Origin of the sequence: Rhizobium phaseoli (assembly GCF_010668805.1) — a bacterium.
Taxonomy (GTDB): domain Bacteria; phylum Pseudomonadota; class Alphaproteobacteria; order Rhizobiales; family Rhizobiaceae; genus Rhizobium; species Rhizobium phaseoli_A.
Map to the genome: position 1 here is coordinate 212,806 of NZ_WUFT01000002.1, position 15,269 is coordinate 228,074.

Sequence of the window (15,269 nt, forward strand, 5' to 3'; positions counted from 1 at the left end):
GCCTCATTTATTGTACGGATCGGCCGCATCGCGCAGGCCGTCGCCGAGAAGGTTAAGCGCCATCACGGCGACCACGACGGCGCAGCCCGGCATGAAGAGCCATGGCGCGGTCGCGATCGAGCGAATGTTCTGGGCCTCGCGCAGAAGCACGCCCCAGGAGATGGTCGGCGGTTGCAGCCCGAGCCCCAGGAAGGAAAGAGAGGTTTCGGCAAGGATCATCGCAGGCACCGCAAGCGTGATCGAGGCGATGATGTGGCTGGCAAAGCTCGGCAGCATGTGGCGAAAAATAATGCGTCTTTCGCGAACGCCGTCGAGTCTGGCGGCGGCGACGAATTCCTCGGTGCGCAGCGACAGGAAGCGGCCGCGAACGACGCGGGCAAGCTGCGCCCAGCCGGTCAGCGACAGGATGATCGTGATCATCATATATTGCAGCGTCGCCGGCCAATCCTGCGGCAGGGCCGCGGCCATCGCCAGCCAGATCGGTATCGTCGGCAGAGACAGAACGAAATCGATCACGCGCTGCATGAAGAAATCGATGCGGCCACCGTAATAGCCGGAGATGCCGCCGAGCACGATACCGAGCATGAGCGAGAAGAAGACGCCGACGAGGCCGATCGACAACGAGATCTGCGAGCCTTGCACCGTTCGGCTGAAAACATCGCGCCCAAGCCTGTCTGCACCGAACAGAAGCAGCGGCGTCATCTTGTCGGGCGAGGCGATCAGATGGATGTTTGTGTTGAACAGACCGAATACGGAATATTCATAGCCGCGCCCGAAGAACTGGACGTCGACACGCTTCGCCGTGTCTTCCTTGAAGATGGCGGCCAGTGTTTCCGGATCGCGGGTCAGCTTCATCGGGTAATAATGCGGGCCGAAGGAGAAGCCGTTCTGCGTGTCGATCAGGTGCAATCTCTGCGGCGGGTGAAAGGTCGCCCGCGCATTTTGCAGGTTCGGATCGTTGATGGCGAAGAAACCGGGAACCAGGGCAACGATATACATCATCACGGTGACGACGAGCGCCACCATGGCGAGCCGGTGCCGGCGGAAAGCCCACCAGATAAGCTGCCATTGCGATGCGACGGCGGCGCGATCCGGCTGAATATTTGTAGCAGTGATGTCAGCCACGTGAGGCTCCTATTCCAACCGGATGCGGGGATCGACCAGTGCAAGCAGGATGTCGCTGATCAGAGAGCCTATCAGCGTCAGCGCGCAGATCAGCAGAACGAAGGCGCCCGCCAGATACATGTCCTGGGCCATCAGCGCCTGCAGCAGCAAGGGGGCTGCCGTCGGCAGGTTGAGGACGATGGCGACGACAACCGAGCCGGAAATGAGGTTGGGCAGCAGCCAGGCAATGGTCGAGATGAACGGATTGAGCGCGATCATCATCGGGTATTTCATCAACAGCCGGAACTCCGACAGACCCTTTGCCCGCGCAGTGGTCACATAAGGCTTCGGCAGTTCATCGAGCATGTTCGCGCGCATGACGCGGATGAGGCTTGCTGTGGATGAGACGGCAAGAATGATGACGGGAAGCCAGAGATGCGAGAAGAGATCGACCATCTTGGCGAAGCTCCAGGAAGCGTTCTCGTATTCCGGCGAAAACAGCCCGCCGACATCCTGGCCGAATTCGACCGCCGCCACATACATCAGCACCAGCGCCAGTAGGAAGGACGGAACGGCCAGGCCGAAAAAGGTGAAGGCGGTGAAGAAATAGTCGCCGATCGAATATTTACGCACCGCGGAATAAACGCCGATCGGCAGGGCGATCGCCCAGGTGGCAATCAATGTCGACAGAGCCAGAACAAGCGTCAGCGCCATGCGTTCCCAGATAAGGTCGGAGACGGGCTGCTGCCATTCGAACGAAATGCCGAAATCGCCGCGCGAGAGGATGCCCCATATCCATTTGAAATATTGGACGAGCATCGGATCGCCGAGGCCGAAGCGCTCGCGCAATTGTGCCGCCGTGTTCTGATCGACGATCTCGTTGGATGCCGCCAGTGTCGCTATATAGGTTGTGACATAGTCGCCCGGCGGCAGCTGGATCAGCACGAAAGCCAGAAAGCTGACGGCAAAAAGCGATGGAATCATCCATAGGAAGCGTTTGGCGATGAAGACCAGCATAGGGCGTCTCTTGCATTAAACGCTGCCCCGACTCCTTCGGCTGGACGGCCGAGAAGGCATTGGGAGACAGACTTGAAGGAAGACGCCGTGCCTGATGGCACGGCGCCGGAGATCCGAATCAGCTCGTGAAGGTGAATTGCTGCGGCAGCGCAGGCCCCGGATTAGGCCAGGACCAGCTATCCGGCTGCTTCTCGGGAACGTTGCGCAGGTTGTTGCGGATGATGCCAAACCCGCCGACCGCGAGGCAAAGCCCGACGGTCTCGAATTCCTCCGCGGCGATGTCGAAGATCTGCTTCATGATCGCACCGCGCTTGTCGAGGTCGGCCGTCGAACGCGCCTCGTCAAAGAGCTTCATGCGCTTCTTCTGGCTTTCCGGCGGTTCTTCGCCGCGTGCACCATTGGAGGTGTACCAAAGCGTCCACGGAATGGCGTAACGCGAACCCTGCGGATGGAAGGCGAAGAAATCGCGCGGATCGAGCATCGGATCGAGACCGCCGGGACCCGGCCACACCTGCGCGTCATGGGCATTGTCGTCGCCGCGGGTGTAATAGAGCGCCCGCTCGATCGTATTGACCTTCATGTCGATGCCGATCTGGGCCCAATGCGTCTTGACCAGTTCCAGGGCATCGACGAGATCGGGATAGAGCGTCGGAATGACGTCGATCGAGAAGAACACCTTCTGGCCGTCGGGCCGGAGGCGGAAACCGTCGCCGCCCTTCTTGTAGCCGGCCTGATCGAGCATCGCGCCTGCCTTGTCGGCGTCAAATTCCGTGAATTGGCGCGCGTACGTCTCGTTATACCATGGATGGGTCGGACGCGGCCCAGCCTGGTATGGCTCACTTTGCCCGAAGTAGACGATATCGATGAGTTCCGGCCGATTGATGCCGATCGACAGCGCCTGCCGGAACGACTTGTCCGCAAACATCTTGCGCATGGCCGGATCTTTGTGGGTGATATTGAAGTAGATCTGGCACTGTTGCGAGGCCGAGGGCACGAGCGTCAGCAGGCGATAGTCGCCCTTCTCCATGTTCTTGGACAGCGTCGGCTTGTTGGCGAGCACGCTGATATGGCGTTCCTGGATATCGATTTTTCCGGAGATGACGTTCAGCATCAGTGATTCGACGTCCTGCGAGATGCCGAAGTTGAGCTCATCGATGTAGGGAAGCTGGTTGCCCTCGGTATCGACCTGCCAAAAATAGGGATTGCGGGTCATGACGACGCGCGTGGCGCCGCCGGCATAGGGCTCTTTTACCACCCAGGGATCGAGCGTCGGCTTGTCGACATTGCCCCACCGCGACGGGATCTCGATGTCACCGCAACGGCTGCGGAACAGCTCCGTCCAGCTGGTGACGCCGGCCTTCTTCGCATCAGCCTCGATATTGGGATTATATTTCGGCAGGAACTGGCTGCAGTAATGCTTTGGAAAGAGCGTCGGATGCTGACCAAGCGGGGTGGCGAGGTTTTCCAGGTAAAGAGCGTTGGCCGCGGCAAAGGTGAACTTCACCGTATAGTCGTCGACCTTTTCGACGGTCACCGGCTTGCCGGCAACGGCAAGCTGCGCCGGTGTCGAGCTGTAGAGCTCGGTGTTCTTGACGCAGTCTTCGATCGCAAAAACAACGTCATCGGCCGTAAAGGGATGCCCGTCGGACCAGCGCACGCCTTCGATAAGATGGAACGTGAATTGCGTTGCGTCGTCACTGACTTCCCAGCGCTCGGCAAGGTTTGGTTCCACAGCGGTAAACTCGAGGTTCCAGCGCACCAGGCTCTGGTTGCCGACCATGCGCAGTATGCCGTTATGGTCGGATGAACCGCGCAGACCGCGACGCAGCGAGCCGCCATAGGTGCCGATTTTTTCGAACGGCTTGACGACCATCGGCTTCTTCGGCAGGCGCTCGGCGAGCGGCGGCAGTTTTCCATCTTTCACAAGCTGTGCAAGTGCGGGTGCTTCACCGCCTGCGGCAGCGGAGACGCGACCAGCGACGGATAACGCTGCGACACCGGCCATGCCGCCAAGCACGGCGCGGCGGGTAACGCCACGCGACAGTATTTCATTAGGCATCGAGTTCCTCCGTTTTTATGCCGGCGCAGCTTTTGGACCGGCGGATGCGGCGGGCTCCCGACCCACCGCCTGCGCCCTCCTCGGCGCCAGGGCCGAACCATAGACACGTTCCCAAATGATTACAAGAGTTGACAGATAATTACAAATTTTGTAGCGATGCAACAACAGAACCGGGAAGGTCTTCCCGGAATACAAGGCTAATGCGAATAAGACGCGATGATCTGTCAGAAGCTGTACGTTTCTCTGGCGAATTATTGATTAGCGACAGCAAGAGCCCACAGCGTTCAGAGAAAAGGACGATCATGACATTCGCGGTCGACGCCGTTTCGAACAGAGCCGCAACGCGCTTCAGCGACATCATCTACGAGAAGATCGTGGGGATGATCGCCGACGGCAACTTTCCGGTGAACGAACGACTGCCGTCGGAGACGAAGCTCGCCGCTGATTTCGGTGCATCGAGACCCGTTGTGCGCGAAGCGCTCGAACGCTTGAGAGCCGATGGTCTGGTCGTTTCGCGCAAGGGCTCCGGCTCCTATGTTCGGCAAAGACCGGATTCGTCGATGCTGAAGATGGTGCCGGTCGGATCGCTCGCCGATGTCCAGCGGTTTTTCGAATTCCGCGCCGGTCTCGAAGCCGAGGCGGCGGAGCTTGCCGCGCGAAACTGGCAGGCGGACGACAGGGAACGGATAACCGCAGCGCTCCTTTCGATCGAGCAATGCCTGCGCAACGGCGAGCTCGGCGCCGAGGAGGACCAGGCTCTGCATGATGCAATCGCCATGGCGACCGGCAACCAGTTCCACATCACCGTTCGCGAATGGTTCAGGCCGCATTTCGCCATCGGGCATTCCGTTACCCGAAGCTTGAGCCTGAAACGGACACTGGAGCAGATCCGCAGCGTCCAGGATGAGCACGCGGTGATCGTGGATGCGATCTTCGCACGGCGGGAAACCGAAGCTCACGATGCAATGAAGAAACACATACTGAATGCCCGCGCCCGAATGTTCCAGGGCGTTTGAGCGAGAATGGGAGCAAGAACGATGAAACGGATCGCTATCACGGGTGCTGCCGGACGTGTCGGAACCCTGCTGCGCCCGCTCCTCCGCGCGCATGTCGAGCACGTCAGCCTGATCGATCTGCAGGAACCGGCTGAGCTCGGCGGAAACGAGACCTTCGTAAGGGCCGACCTTACAAAGCTCGACGAGGCAACGGCTGCGCTGAGAGATATCGACGGCGTCGTTCATCTCGCAGGCATCGCAAGCGGCATCGACATGAACGCCATTCTGCACGCAAATGTGCTTGGAACCTATAATCTCTACGAGGCGGCGCGGATCAACAAAATCCCCAGGGTCGTCTATGCGTCGAGCAACCATGCGACCGGCTTTTATCCGCGTGACGAAATCATATCGCCGCTCGATCCCATGCGCCCCGACAGCCCTTACGGACTTTCCAAATGCTGGGGCGAGCTGGTGGCGGGGCTTTACTACGACACGTCGGGCATTCGCTCCCTTTCCATCCGTATCGGCAATGCCGGCACCTACCCCAATAGCGAACGTTCGGTTGCGATCTGGATCAGCGCGCGAGATCTGGCGCAATTGGTGCGGATCGGGCTGTCCCACCCGTTGATCGCCGCGACTGTCGTCTACGGCGTTTCCGATACCGACGAGAAATGGTGGGACAATGATCTGGCGACGAGGCTCGGCTACCGGCCAGAGGACCGGCCGCGCGAGCACGCCCGCATCGAACAGGGATCCGAGGGGCCGGTCGCGCTGGCGTTCCAGGGCGGCGGGTTCTGCGAGATCAATCACGACGGCACCATCCGCATGCGTGACGCCGAAGGTTTGGCCAAGAGCCCGGAGGCGGCCGAATGACGGCGCCTCGGATCATCCACCCAGAAGTCCGTTCCGTGATCCAGCAGCCGCTGACGGTCGGTGAATCGCCGGTATGGGACGATGAGACCGGCATGCTGTGGCTTGTCGATATCCTGGCGCCGGCGGTTGTCCGGCTCTCCCCACAGGGAAAGATCGACCGCTTCGACATGCCGGCGGCAATCGGCAGTCTCGGGCTTTGCCGCGATCACAGGATCGTGGTGGGCCTCCAGACGGGCGTCCATCTCTTCGATCCCGTCTCGGGAAAAATCGAGTTTCTCTGCGACCCGGTCGGGCGGGATATCAATGGCCGTCTCAACGACGGCAAGGTCGGCCCCGACGGCTGCTTCTGGGTCGGCTCGATCAGCGAAGCCAAGCCGCAGGTGAATGACGCAGCACTTTTCCGAGTCGGGGCCGATGGCAGCACGCGGACCGTCGCAACGGGGTTGACGAGTTCCAACGGTCTCGCCTGGTCGCCGGACGGCCGGCGGATGTATCACTCCGACAGCCGCCAATGTTTCCTGCAGGCATTCGACTTCGATCCCGAGACGGGCAGTCTCGCCGAAGGACGTCGCCTTCGCAGCTTCACCGAAGATGAGGGCCGGCCGGACGGGGCGACCACCGATCGCGACGGGTTTTACTGGAGCGCCGGCGTCTCTGCCGGCCGCCTCAACCGGATATCGCCCGAAGGCGAAATCGTCGAGATTTACATTCTGCCGGTCGCAGCACCGACAATGCCGTGTTTCGGCGGACCCGATCTCAACACGCTCTTCGTCACCAGCCTGTCGACGGACCGCACCGGGCGTTTCGAGGCGGGAACGGTCATCGCCTTCGACGTGGATGTAGCGGGGCTGCCGCCCTTCCGCTTCGGCAACCAATCATCTTGAAAGCGAACGGGGAAGAGAAATGAGCATCGCGATCATGCGCAAGGCGCTTACCGGCGTGTCGGGCGTTCCCGTCACGGCCTATGACGGCAAAGGCGAAGTCGAACCTCAGATCACGGCCAACGTCTATGCGCGAGTGGCGGCCGCCGGGATCCACAACATCGTTGCTGCCGGCAATACCGGCGAGTTCTACGCCCTGACGCCGCAAGAGATCCGGATCGTCCACGAAGCGGCGGTTTCAGGCGTCAACGGCCGGGCGCCGGTGACGGCGGCCATCGGCCGGTCGCTCCGCGAGGCGATCGGCATGGCGAGGGATGCGGCTTCGATCGGCGCAACCGCCGTCATGTCGCATCAGCCCGTCGATCCTTTCGCAGCACCATCGGCCCAGATCGGCTATTTCTGCGATCTTGCCGATGCTTCCACCCTGCCGCTGATCGCCTATGTCAGAGCCGAGGGTTTCGGTGTCGACGATATCGTCCGTCTCGCCAACCACGGCAATATTGCCGGCATCAAGTTTGCAACGACCGATCTGATGCTGCTGTCGAGAGCCATTCCCGCAGCCGATCCGGCCGGGGCGCTGTTCGTCTGTGGTCTGGCGGAAAGCTGGGCGCCGACATTTACCGCGGCCGGCGCGCGCGGCTTCACCTCAGGTCTCGTCAACGTTGCGCCGCAGCTTTCGCTTGCCGTCCATGCTGCGCTCGAACAAGGCGATTTCGCCGCGGCAAGGGCGATCGTCAACCGGCTCGAACCATTCGAGCGGATGCGGACCAAATTCCGCAACGGTGCGAACGTGACGGTCGTCAAAGAAGCCGTCACCTATTCCGGCCTCGATGTCGGTCCGGTGCGCGTGCCGGGATTGCCGCTGCTCGACCAACATGATCGCGAGGAACTTCATCGGTTGCTTCGAGGCTGGGAGGCCGACGGCAGCATTCAGACTGATCCGGCCCGGCAGCAGTCTGCCAAGGCGGCCGGCTGAATTCGACTATTTCCGCAAACAACAGGATTGGGAGGTCTAGAGATGCTGAAACAGCTACTGACAACGATCGCAATTACCGGCACCCTGGTAACAACGCAGCCCGCCTTCGCGGCATCGCCGCCCAATATGCTTGTCATCGGCACCAATCTCACCGGTATCCGGACGCTCGATCCGGCCCAGAACAATGCCCGCACGGTTTCCGAACTGATCTCCAATCTTTACGACAACCTCGTTCAGCTGTCGCCAGACGATCTGAAGACGCTGAAGCCGATGCTTGCGACACAATGGGGCGTCTCGGACGACGGCAAGATCATCACGCTCACCTTGCGCGACGACGCCGTTTTCCAGAGCGGCAACAAAGTGACCGCCGAGGATGCTGCCTGGTCGATCCAGCGCGTTATCAAGATGGGCCAGGTCGGATCCACCGACGTCGCACTCTGGGGCTTCACGCCTGAAAACGTCGAAAAGCTCGTTCGGGCAAAGGATGAACATACACTCGAGATCGAACTGCCGCAGAGCGTGAATACCGACCTGGTACTCTATTCGCTGGCGGGCTCGTCACTCGGCATTGTCGACAAGAAGACCGTGCTGTCGCATGAGGCGAATGCCGATTTCGGCGGCGCCTGGCTTTCGGCCAATTCCGCCGGCAGCGGACCGTTCAGCCTGGCGCAATGGCGGCCGAACGACGTCGCGATCTTCAATGCGCAGCCGAAATATTGGGGCGGCAAGCCGGCCATGGCCCGCGTCGTCGCCCGCCACATCCCTGAATCCGGCAATCTGCGGCTGCAGCTCGAAGCTGGCGACGTCGATGTCGGCCAGTATGTGGCAAGCGGCGATCTCGATGCGCTGTCCACCAACAAGGATATGGTCATCGACAATGTCCCGGGTCTCGGCTTCTATTATATCGCCCTCAACCAGAAAGACCCGGATCTGCAGAAGCCGAAGGTTCGCGAGGCCTTCCAGCACGCCTTTGACTGGAAAGCGATCTCCGGCAACATCATGCGGTATACCGGCTTTCCCTGGCAGTCGATGATCCCGCGCGGCATGATCGGCGCGCCCGACGAGGCTGCCGCCCGCTATGACTACGATCCAGCCAAAGCCAAGCAGCTGCTGGCGGAGGCCGGATATCCCAACGGTTTGAAGAAGGTCCTTAATCCGTCGGGGGCCGCGACCTTGCCCTTCGCCGAGGCGCTGCAGGCGAGCGCCCGGGCCGCCGGCCTCGATCTCGATCTGGTGCCCGGCGAATTCACGCCCGCTTTCCGCGAGCGCAAATTCGAAGTGTTGCTCGGCAATTCCGGCGCCCGGCTGCCCGATCCCTTCGCCGTCGCCACACAATATGCCTTCAACCCCGACAATAGCGACGAGGCGCGGCTCGGCAGCTATTATCTCTGGCGCACGGGCATGAAGGTGGACGACCTCAATTCGCTCATTGATCAATCGATGAAAGAGCGCGATACGGCCAAGCGCACGGATATCTTCAAGAAGATGGACGGCATTTACACCGGCATGGCCGCCCCGCTCGTCATCTTCTTCCAGCGAACCGACCCGTATGTCATGCGCGCCAACGTCAAAGGCTATCACGGACATACAACCTGGTCGACGCGCTGGCATGACGTGACCAAGGAGTAGAGCGCGTGGCGAACGCCGATCTGACATCGAAGCAGGAGAGCAGCCGTCATTCTCAGGTGGGCGGGTTTGCCGATGCGGCCCCCCACCCCTTGACGAGCCTGCTACGACGCCTGGCGGGGCGCGTGGTGGCTGTTGTCACCACGCTTCTCGGCCTGCTCTTCCTGACCTTTTCGATGGGCCGTCTGCTTCCCGCCGACCCGGTACTCGCTATCACCGGGCCGGAGGTCAGCAAGGAGGTCTATGATCGGGTCTTCAACGAGTTGGGGCTCGGGCAGCCGATCTGGATGCAGTTCCTCTCCTATGTCGGCAAGATCGCCACAGGCGACCTCGGCACGTCGGCAACGACGGGCCAGCCGATCCTCACCGATCTCATGATGATCTTTCCCGCGACGATTGAGCTTGCCATCATCGCCATGATCATCGGCGCCATTATCGGCATTCCCTTAGGCGTCACGGCTGCCGTCAGGCGCGGAACGATCATAGATCACATCGCCCGAATCATCGCCCTCGCCGGCCACTCCATCCCGATTTTCTGGACCGGACTGATGGCGCTCTTCATCTTCTACGCCAAGCTCAAGCTGGTCGGCGCATCGGGCCGGGTCGATGTCTTCTACGAGGGCCTCGTGACGCCGATGACCGGCTTTCTCCTGATCGACGCGGCAATCCAGCAGCAATGGGACGTGTTTCAGAATGCGGTCGGCCACATCATCCTGCCGGCGTCGATCCTCGGCTATTATTCCGTCGCCTATATCAGCCGCATGTCACGAAGCTTCATGCTGGAGCAACTCAACCAGGAATACATCATCACCGCGCGGGCAAAGGGGCTCGGCACCCGCAAGGTCGTCTGGCGTCATGCCTTCAGGAACATTCGCGTGCAGCTCCTGACGATCCTGGCGCTGACCTTCGGCGGCCTGCTCGAGGGCGCGGTGCTGATCGAGACGGTCTTCGGCTGGCCCGGGCTCGGCCAATATCTCACCCGCGGGCTGCAGATGAACGACATGAATGTCGTGATGGGTTCGGTGCTGACGATCGGCGCCGTCTTCCTGACCATCAACATCCTGTCGGATGTCCTCTATCGCATTCTTGATCCGAGAACACGGTGACGCCATGACGATCTCCACCGAAAACGTAGACAGCGCCAATGCCGGCGGTTTCCGCAAATGGCTGCTGGCGCCGGAGCCTCAGGGCTGGTTTCAGTCGTCGACGCAGCAGATCCATCAGGGCTGGCTGAAGTTCAGCCTGCACCCGCTTGGCCTAGCAGGCCTATTCATCGTCGTGCTGTTGATCGTGGTGGCGACGGCAGCCCCTCTGCTCACAAGCTACGATCCGATCGCGCAGGACATGGCCGGGCGGCTGGCGCCGCCCTCGGCAGCCCATCTTCTCGGCACCGATAATTTCGGCCGCGACGTCTTTGCGCGGGTGATCTACGGCGCCCGCACGACCCTCTACATCATCATGCTGGTGACGGTCATCGTTGCCCCGCTCGGCTTGCTGATCGGCACCGTCTCGGGATATTTCGGCGGCATCGTCGATGAAATCCTCATGCGCATCACCGATATTTTCCTGTCCTTCCCCGGGCTGGTGCTGGCGCTCGGGTTCGCGGCAGCGCTCGGCCCCGGCATCACCAACGCGATCATCGCGATCTCGCTGACGGCCTGGCCGCCGATCGCTCGCCTGGCACGCGCCGAGACGCTCAGCCTTCGAAAAGCGGATTATATCGCCGCCGTGCGACTGCAGGGCGCGACGTCACTTGCGATCATCATCCGCCACATCCTGCCGATGTGCATCCCCTCGGTGATCGTCCGCGTCACCCTCAACATGGCCGGTATCATCATCACTGCCGCCGGTCTCGGCTTTCTCGGCCTTGGCGCGCAGCCGCCCTGGCCGGAATGGGGTTCGATGGCCGCCAGCGGTCGTGAATTCATGCTCGACAGCCCGTGGGTGATCGCAGCACCCGGCATTGCCATTGCGCTCGTCAGCCTCGCCTTCAACCTCGTCGGCGATGCGCTTCGTGATGTTCTTGATCCGAGAGGTTCGGAATGACAGAGCCCCTGATCGATATTCGCAACCTCGAAATCGCCTATGGCGGTGGGCACATGCGCGCGGTGCGGGGCGTCAGCTTTGCACTTGGACAGGAAAAACTCGGCATCGTCGGCGAATCCGGATCGGGAAAATCGACCGTCGGCCGAGCGATCATGAAGCTGCTGCCGCCGACCGCGATCGTCCGGGCCGAGCGAATGGCTTTTCGCGACGTCGACCTCCTCAAGGCAGACGAGCGGAGGATGATGACGATCAGGGGGCGGCGGATCGGCCTGATCCTGCAGGACCCGAAATATTCGCTCAATCCGGTCATGCGGATCGGCGAACAGATCGCCGAAACCTACCGCTTCCATCATCCAAAGGTCAGCAAGGCAAAAACCCACGCCCAGGCGCTCGACATGCTCGAAGCCGTCCAGATCCGCGATCCCGAGCGGGTCGCCCGCCTCTATCCGCACGAGATATCGGGCGGTATGGGCCAGCGTGTGATGATCGCCATGATGCTGATTGCCGAGCCCGAAGTGCTGATCGCCGACGAGCCGACATCGGCACTCGACGTGACGGTCAGGCTTGAGATCCTGGCCCTGCTCGACGAACTCGTTGCACGCCGCAATCTTGGCCTGATCTTCATCAGTCACGACCTCAATCTCATCAGGAATTTCTGCGACCGCGTCCTCATCATGTATGCGGGCCGCGTCGTGGAAGTGCTCGAGGCGCGCGATCTCGACAGGGCCAGACATCCTTATACCCAAGGGTTGCTGGCATCCCTGCCGACAATCGACAATCCCCCTGCCCGGCTGCCGATCCTGAAGCGGGATCCCGCCTGGCTTGACGACCTCGCACTGGAGCCGCCGCGGTGATCAGAATAGACAATCTCACCATCCGTTTCGGACACGGCCAGCGGCCGGTTGTCAGAGATGTAAACCTCACCGTCGAAAGGGGAACGGCATTCGGCCTGGTCGGCGAATCCGGCTGCGGCAAGTCCACGGTTCTCAGAGCCCTCTCCGGCCTCAACGCCAATTATGACGGCAACATCGAACTCCAGGGCGAGACGCTGGACCGGCAGCGCAGCCGGCCGTTCTACCGCCGGGTGCAGATGGTGTTCCAGGACCCCTACGGGTCGCTCCACCCGCGCAAGACCATCCGCTCGCAGCTGAAGGAGCCGCTTCGCAACCAGGAACTGGATACCAACTCCGTCGATGTCAACGCGGTACTGAGATCGGTCGGCCTCGATCCGGCGCTGAGCTATAGATTTCCACATCAGCTTTCCGGCGGGCAGCGCCAGCGCGTGGCGATCGCCCGTGCCCTGATGCTGAACCCTGATGTTCTGCTTCTCGACGAACCGACATCGGCGCTCGATGTATCGGTTCAGGCCGAAATCCTCAACCTGCTGCAGGATCTGCGCGCCGAGCGCGGCCTTACCTATCTGCTCGTCAGCCACGATCTCGCCGTCGTCTCCCACATGTGCAGCCGCGTCGCCATCATGGAAGCGGGCGAGATCGTCGAACAGGTCGAGATCGAGGCCCTGCGAAGAGGCGCGGTCGAACATCCCTATTCGCAACGCCTGCTGCGCGCGAGCCGGATGTACGGAAGGGCGTAGCTGGCGACAGCTGTGGATTTTCGCCTTTAAGATCAGGTTACGACAGCGGCCTTACCGGTGGCGTAAGCGGGAAGGTCAGACGGAAGCAGGCGCCGGCACTGGGACCGGTCCGGACTTCGGCGTGTCCTCCATGCAGGCGCATAATCTTCTGGACGAGATCGAGGCCGAGGCCCACCCCACGACCATCGTGCCGCAGGCGATGGAAGGCCTCGAAAATCTGTTCTCGCTCCGCCTCTGGAACTCCCTTCCCCTCGTCACAGACCTCCAGCCATCCGGCTGCGGAGACACGAACGCTGATCGTTCCCTGTCTGCCGCCGTAGTTAATGGCGTTTTGGACAAGGTTTGTCAGTGCGCGCTCGATGGATGTCTCGTCGCCGGACACCAGTATTTTGTCACCCTCCGGTTCGAAGCGCATTTCGTATCCGGCACCGAAGGCCAGCGGCGCAAGGTCGATGACGACGCGTTCGGCGAGGCCCACCAGGTCGACAGCTGTAAACGCGACCATCTGCTGTTCCAGACGCTGCAAGTCGAGAAGCTGGCCCGTCAGCGCGGTCAGCCTGGCGGCATCCTCCAGTAGGCGGACCTTCAACGGCCCGGACGGAAGCCCGGAAAGGCGCGTCGTCAGGATAGCGATCGGAGTGCGGAGCTCGTGGGCCGCATCGGTCAAAAACCTCCTGTGGCCGGTATATCCCTTGTCGAGCCTGGTAAGCGCTTCGTTGACGGCATTGACGAAGGGTAAAATCTCAAGCGGCACGCCGCTGGCGGACAATCTCGTACCGCTCCGATGGATATCGATTTTCTTCGTCTCTTCGGCCGCGTGGTCGAGACCTTTCAGTGCGCGGCGAACGACGAACGGCGTCACAAGGAACGTTGCAACTGCGGTGATGGCGATCAATATCGCCATCACCGTCAGGAGACCTTGGCTCGACTCGAGTATCTGGGCAATGGTGACATGTCCCTGCGCGCCCGACATGATCTTGACCCGCCCGGCAGACGTTTCCTCCCAGTGGACTGTCGCGAGCGGCAATGCGTCCTTCTCGAAATTTTGGATCAGATCGGCATATGTGATGACATCCAACGCCGATACCGCAGACATGACCTCCAATGGGACGCGGCCTTCCGTCAGCTTCTGTCCGTTCGCATCTCGAACCAGAAACCAGAGATTGGGGATCTGCGATCTGAGTTGGACCAGTTCCTGCGTGGGGGAGATGAACAGCTTTCCGTCGGGGCCGCGTTGAATCGCGTTGCGCACCACTTCGGGTGTCGTCCTGTCATTGACCCCGTGATTGATGTATCCGAAATACCAGAGGAACCCGATCGTGGCGAACATGCCCACGAAGATCACCACCAGCATTGCGATCTGCGCGGTTGTGATATGCATGACCAACCGCCACCGCAGAGATCGGGGCCTGACGAGGCTCATGGTTCCTCCCTCAACAGATAGCCCACTCCCCTGACCCCGTTGACGATGACACCGCTGTCCGCATCCGCAAGTTTTCTGCGAAGGCGGGAAACCTGGGTGTCGAGTGCGTTCGGCTGCACCTCGTCATCGATTGCGAAGACGGCTTCCATCAACGACGACCGCGGCACCATACGGCCGAGGCGTCGCAACAGCGCTTCGAGGACGAGCAATTCTCGGCGTGTCAACTCGATCGCGTTGTCGCCGACCCTGGCCTCGTGATTGAAGTGGTCATAAGAGAGCCGGCCGATCGTCACAATGTCGCGCTGCATCGTAGCTGGTCGGCGCTTGAGGGCTCGAAGCCGCGCCACAAGCTCCTCGAATGCGAAGGGCTTGGTCAGATAGTCGTCCGCGCCTTGTTCGAGGCCCTCGACACGGTCGGTCAGCTCCCCCCGGGCGGTCAGGACAAGTACTGGCACAAGGTTTCCTTGGGCGCGCAACTTCGGAATCAGAGACAGTCCTTCGCCATCGGAGAGTTGCCGGTCGAGAATAAGCACGTCATGCAGGCCGGGCGCAGTGATCAGCTCAGCGTCGGCAAGACTGGTCGCATGATCGAGAACCATGCCGCTGCCTGCAAGCGCGTCACGCAGCGCAGATGCCATCTCAGGCTCATCTTCAACCAACAATACTCTCAAGACG

At 61.1% G+C, this 15,269-nt stretch carries 14 protein-coding genes; 9 read left to right on the forward strand and 5 right to left on the reverse strand.

The window, feature by feature from the left end; translation table 11 throughout:
* Positions 1-3 precede the first annotated feature (3 nt).
* From GR197_RS04215 to GR197_RS04225, 3 genes are all read right to left on the reverse strand, one after another.
* On the reverse strand, positions 4-1,125 hold the full coding sequence (locus tag GR197_RS04215; RefSeq protein ID WP_164006870.1) for an ABC transporter permease subunit: 1,122 nt from the start codon (positions 1,123-1,125) through the stop codon (positions 4-6).
* Between the two features lie 9 nt (positions 1,126-1,134).
* Positions 1,135-2,121 carry an ABC transporter permease gene (locus GR197_RS04220; RefSeq protein ID WP_164006872.1) on the reverse strand — a complete coding sequence of 329 codons (987 nt, stop codon included), beginning with the start codon at positions 2,119-2,121 and terminating at the stop codon, positions 1,135-1,137.
* A 118-nt stretch (positions 2,122-2,239) separates the two neighbouring features.
* A complete protein-coding gene (locus GR197_RS04225; RefSeq protein ID WP_164006874.1) occupies positions 2,240-4,180 on the reverse strand; it encodes an ABC transporter substrate-binding protein in 1,941 nt (646 codons plus the stop codon).
* A 302-nt stretch (positions 4,181-4,482) separates the two neighbouring features.
* On the opposite strand from GR197_RS04225, the gene GR197_RS04230 reads away from it, so the two are divergent.
* Genes GR197_RS04230 through GR197_RS04270 form a run of 9 tightly spaced genes read left to right on the forward strand, consistent with a single transcriptional unit; the run spans position 4,483 to position 13,171 of the window.
* A complete protein-coding gene (locus tag GR197_RS04230) occupies positions 4,483-5,196 on the forward strand; it encodes a FadR/GntR family transcriptional regulator (RefSeq protein ID WP_164006876.1) in 714 nt (237 codons plus the stop codon).
* A gap of 21 nt (positions 5,197-5,217) precedes the next feature.
* Positions 5,218-6,048 (forward strand): NAD-dependent epimerase/dehydratase family protein, encoded by an 831-nt coding sequence (locus GR197_RS04235; RefSeq protein ID WP_164006878.1) that lies wholly within the window; start codon positions 5,218-5,220, stop codon positions 6,046-6,048.
* Positions 6,045-6,932, forward strand: coding sequence for an SMP-30/gluconolactonase/LRE family protein (locus GR197_RS04240; protein WP_164006880.1), 888 nt, complete (start codon positions 6,045-6,047; stop codon positions 6,930-6,932). Before GR197_RS04235 ends, GR197_RS04240 begins: the two co-directional genes overlap by 4 nt.
* A 19-nt stretch (positions 6,933-6,951) precedes the next feature.
* Positions 6,952-7,905: a dihydrodipicolinate synthase family protein gene (locus GR197_RS04245; protein WP_164006881.1), complete on the forward strand. Its 954-nt coding sequence runs from the start codon at positions 6,952-6,954 to the stop codon at positions 7,903-7,905.
* 42 nt (positions 7,906-7,947) lie between these two features.
* Positions 7,948-9,534 (forward strand): ABC transporter substrate-binding protein, encoded by a 1,587-nt coding sequence (locus GR197_RS04250; protein ID WP_164006883.1) that lies wholly within the window; start codon positions 7,948-7,950, stop codon positions 9,532-9,534.
* Positions 9,535-9,539: 5 nt separating this feature from the next.
* Positions 9,540-10,637, forward strand: a complete 1,098-nt coding sequence (locus tag GR197_RS04255; protein ID WP_164006885.1) for an ABC transporter permease subunit — start codon at positions 9,540-9,542, stop codon at positions 10,635-10,637.
* Between the two features lie 4 nt (positions 10,638-10,641).
* Positions 10,642-11,577, forward strand: a complete 936-nt coding sequence (locus GR197_RS04260; RefSeq protein WP_164006887.1) for an ABC transporter permease — start codon at positions 10,642-10,644, stop codon at positions 11,575-11,577.
* Positions 11,574-12,431, forward strand: a complete 858-nt coding sequence (locus tag GR197_RS04265; RefSeq protein WP_164006889.1) for an ABC transporter ATP-binding protein — start codon at positions 11,574-11,576, stop codon at positions 12,429-12,431. The genes GR197_RS04260 and GR197_RS04265 overlap by 4 nt, the downstream gene beginning before the upstream one ends.
* The gene (locus tag GR197_RS04270; protein ID WP_164006891.1) at positions 12,428-13,171 is read left to right on the forward strand and encodes an ATP-binding cassette domain-containing protein; all 744 of its coding nucleotides are present in this window, start codon (positions 12,428-12,430) and stop codon (positions 13,169-13,171) included. Before GR197_RS04265 ends, GR197_RS04270 begins: the two co-directional genes overlap by 4 nt.
* A gap of 37 nt (positions 13,172-13,208) precedes the next feature.
* On the opposite strand, the gene GR197_RS04275 is transcribed toward GR197_RS04270, so the two are convergent.
* Together GR197_RS04275 and GR197_RS04280 are read right to left on the reverse strand one after the other, a co-directional pair.
* Positions 13,209-14,552, reverse strand: coding sequence for a sensor histidine kinase (locus tag GR197_RS04275; protein WP_246724463.1), 1,344 nt, complete (start codon positions 14,550-14,552; stop codon positions 13,209-13,211).
* 38 nt (positions 14,553-14,590) lie between these two features.
* A complete protein-coding gene (locus tag GR197_RS04280) occupies positions 14,591-15,265 on the reverse strand; it encodes a response regulator transcription factor (RefSeq protein WP_164006895.1) in 675 nt (224 codons plus the stop codon).
* Between the last annotated feature and the right edge of the window lie 4 nt (positions 15,266-15,269).

Coding starts and splice junctions, on each gene's coding strand:
- GR197_RS04220 (WP_164006872.1), bottom strand. CDS start 2,121: ATGCTGGTCTTCATCGCCAAACGCTTCCTATGGATGATTCCATCGCTT.
- GR197_RS04230 (WP_164006876.1), top strand. CDS start 4,483: ATGACATTCGCGGTCGACGCCGTTTCGAACAGAGCCGCAACGCGCTTC.
- GR197_RS04275 (WP_246724463.1), bottom strand. CDS start 14,552: ATGCATATCACAACCGCGCAGATCGCAATGCTGGTGGTGATCTTCGTG.
- GR197_RS04265 (WP_164006889.1), top strand. CDS start 11,574: ATGACAGAGCCCCTGATCGATATTCGCAACCTCGAAATCGCCTATGGC.
- GR197_RS04235 (WP_164006878.1), top strand. CDS start 5,218: ATGAAACGGATCGCTATCACGGGTGCTGCCGGACGTGTCGGAACCCTG.
- GR197_RS04245 (WP_164006881.1), top strand. CDS start 6,952: ATGAGCATCGCGATCATGCGCAAGGCGCTTACCGGCGTGTCGGGCGTT.
- GR197_RS04250 (WP_164006883.1), top strand. CDS start 7,948: ATGCTGAAACAGCTACTGACAACGATCGCAATTACCGGCACCCTGGTA.
- GR197_RS04260 (WP_164006887.1), top strand. CDS start 10,642: ATGACGATCTCCACCGAAAACGTAGACAGCGCCAATGCCGGCGGTTTC.
- GR197_RS04240 (WP_164006880.1), top strand. CDS start 6,045: ATGACGGCGCCTCGGATCATCCACCCAGAAGTCCGTTCCGTGATCCAG.
- GR197_RS04225 (WP_164006874.1), bottom strand. CDS start 4,180: ATGCCTAATGAAATACTGTCGCGTGGCGTTACCCGCCGCGCCGTGCTT.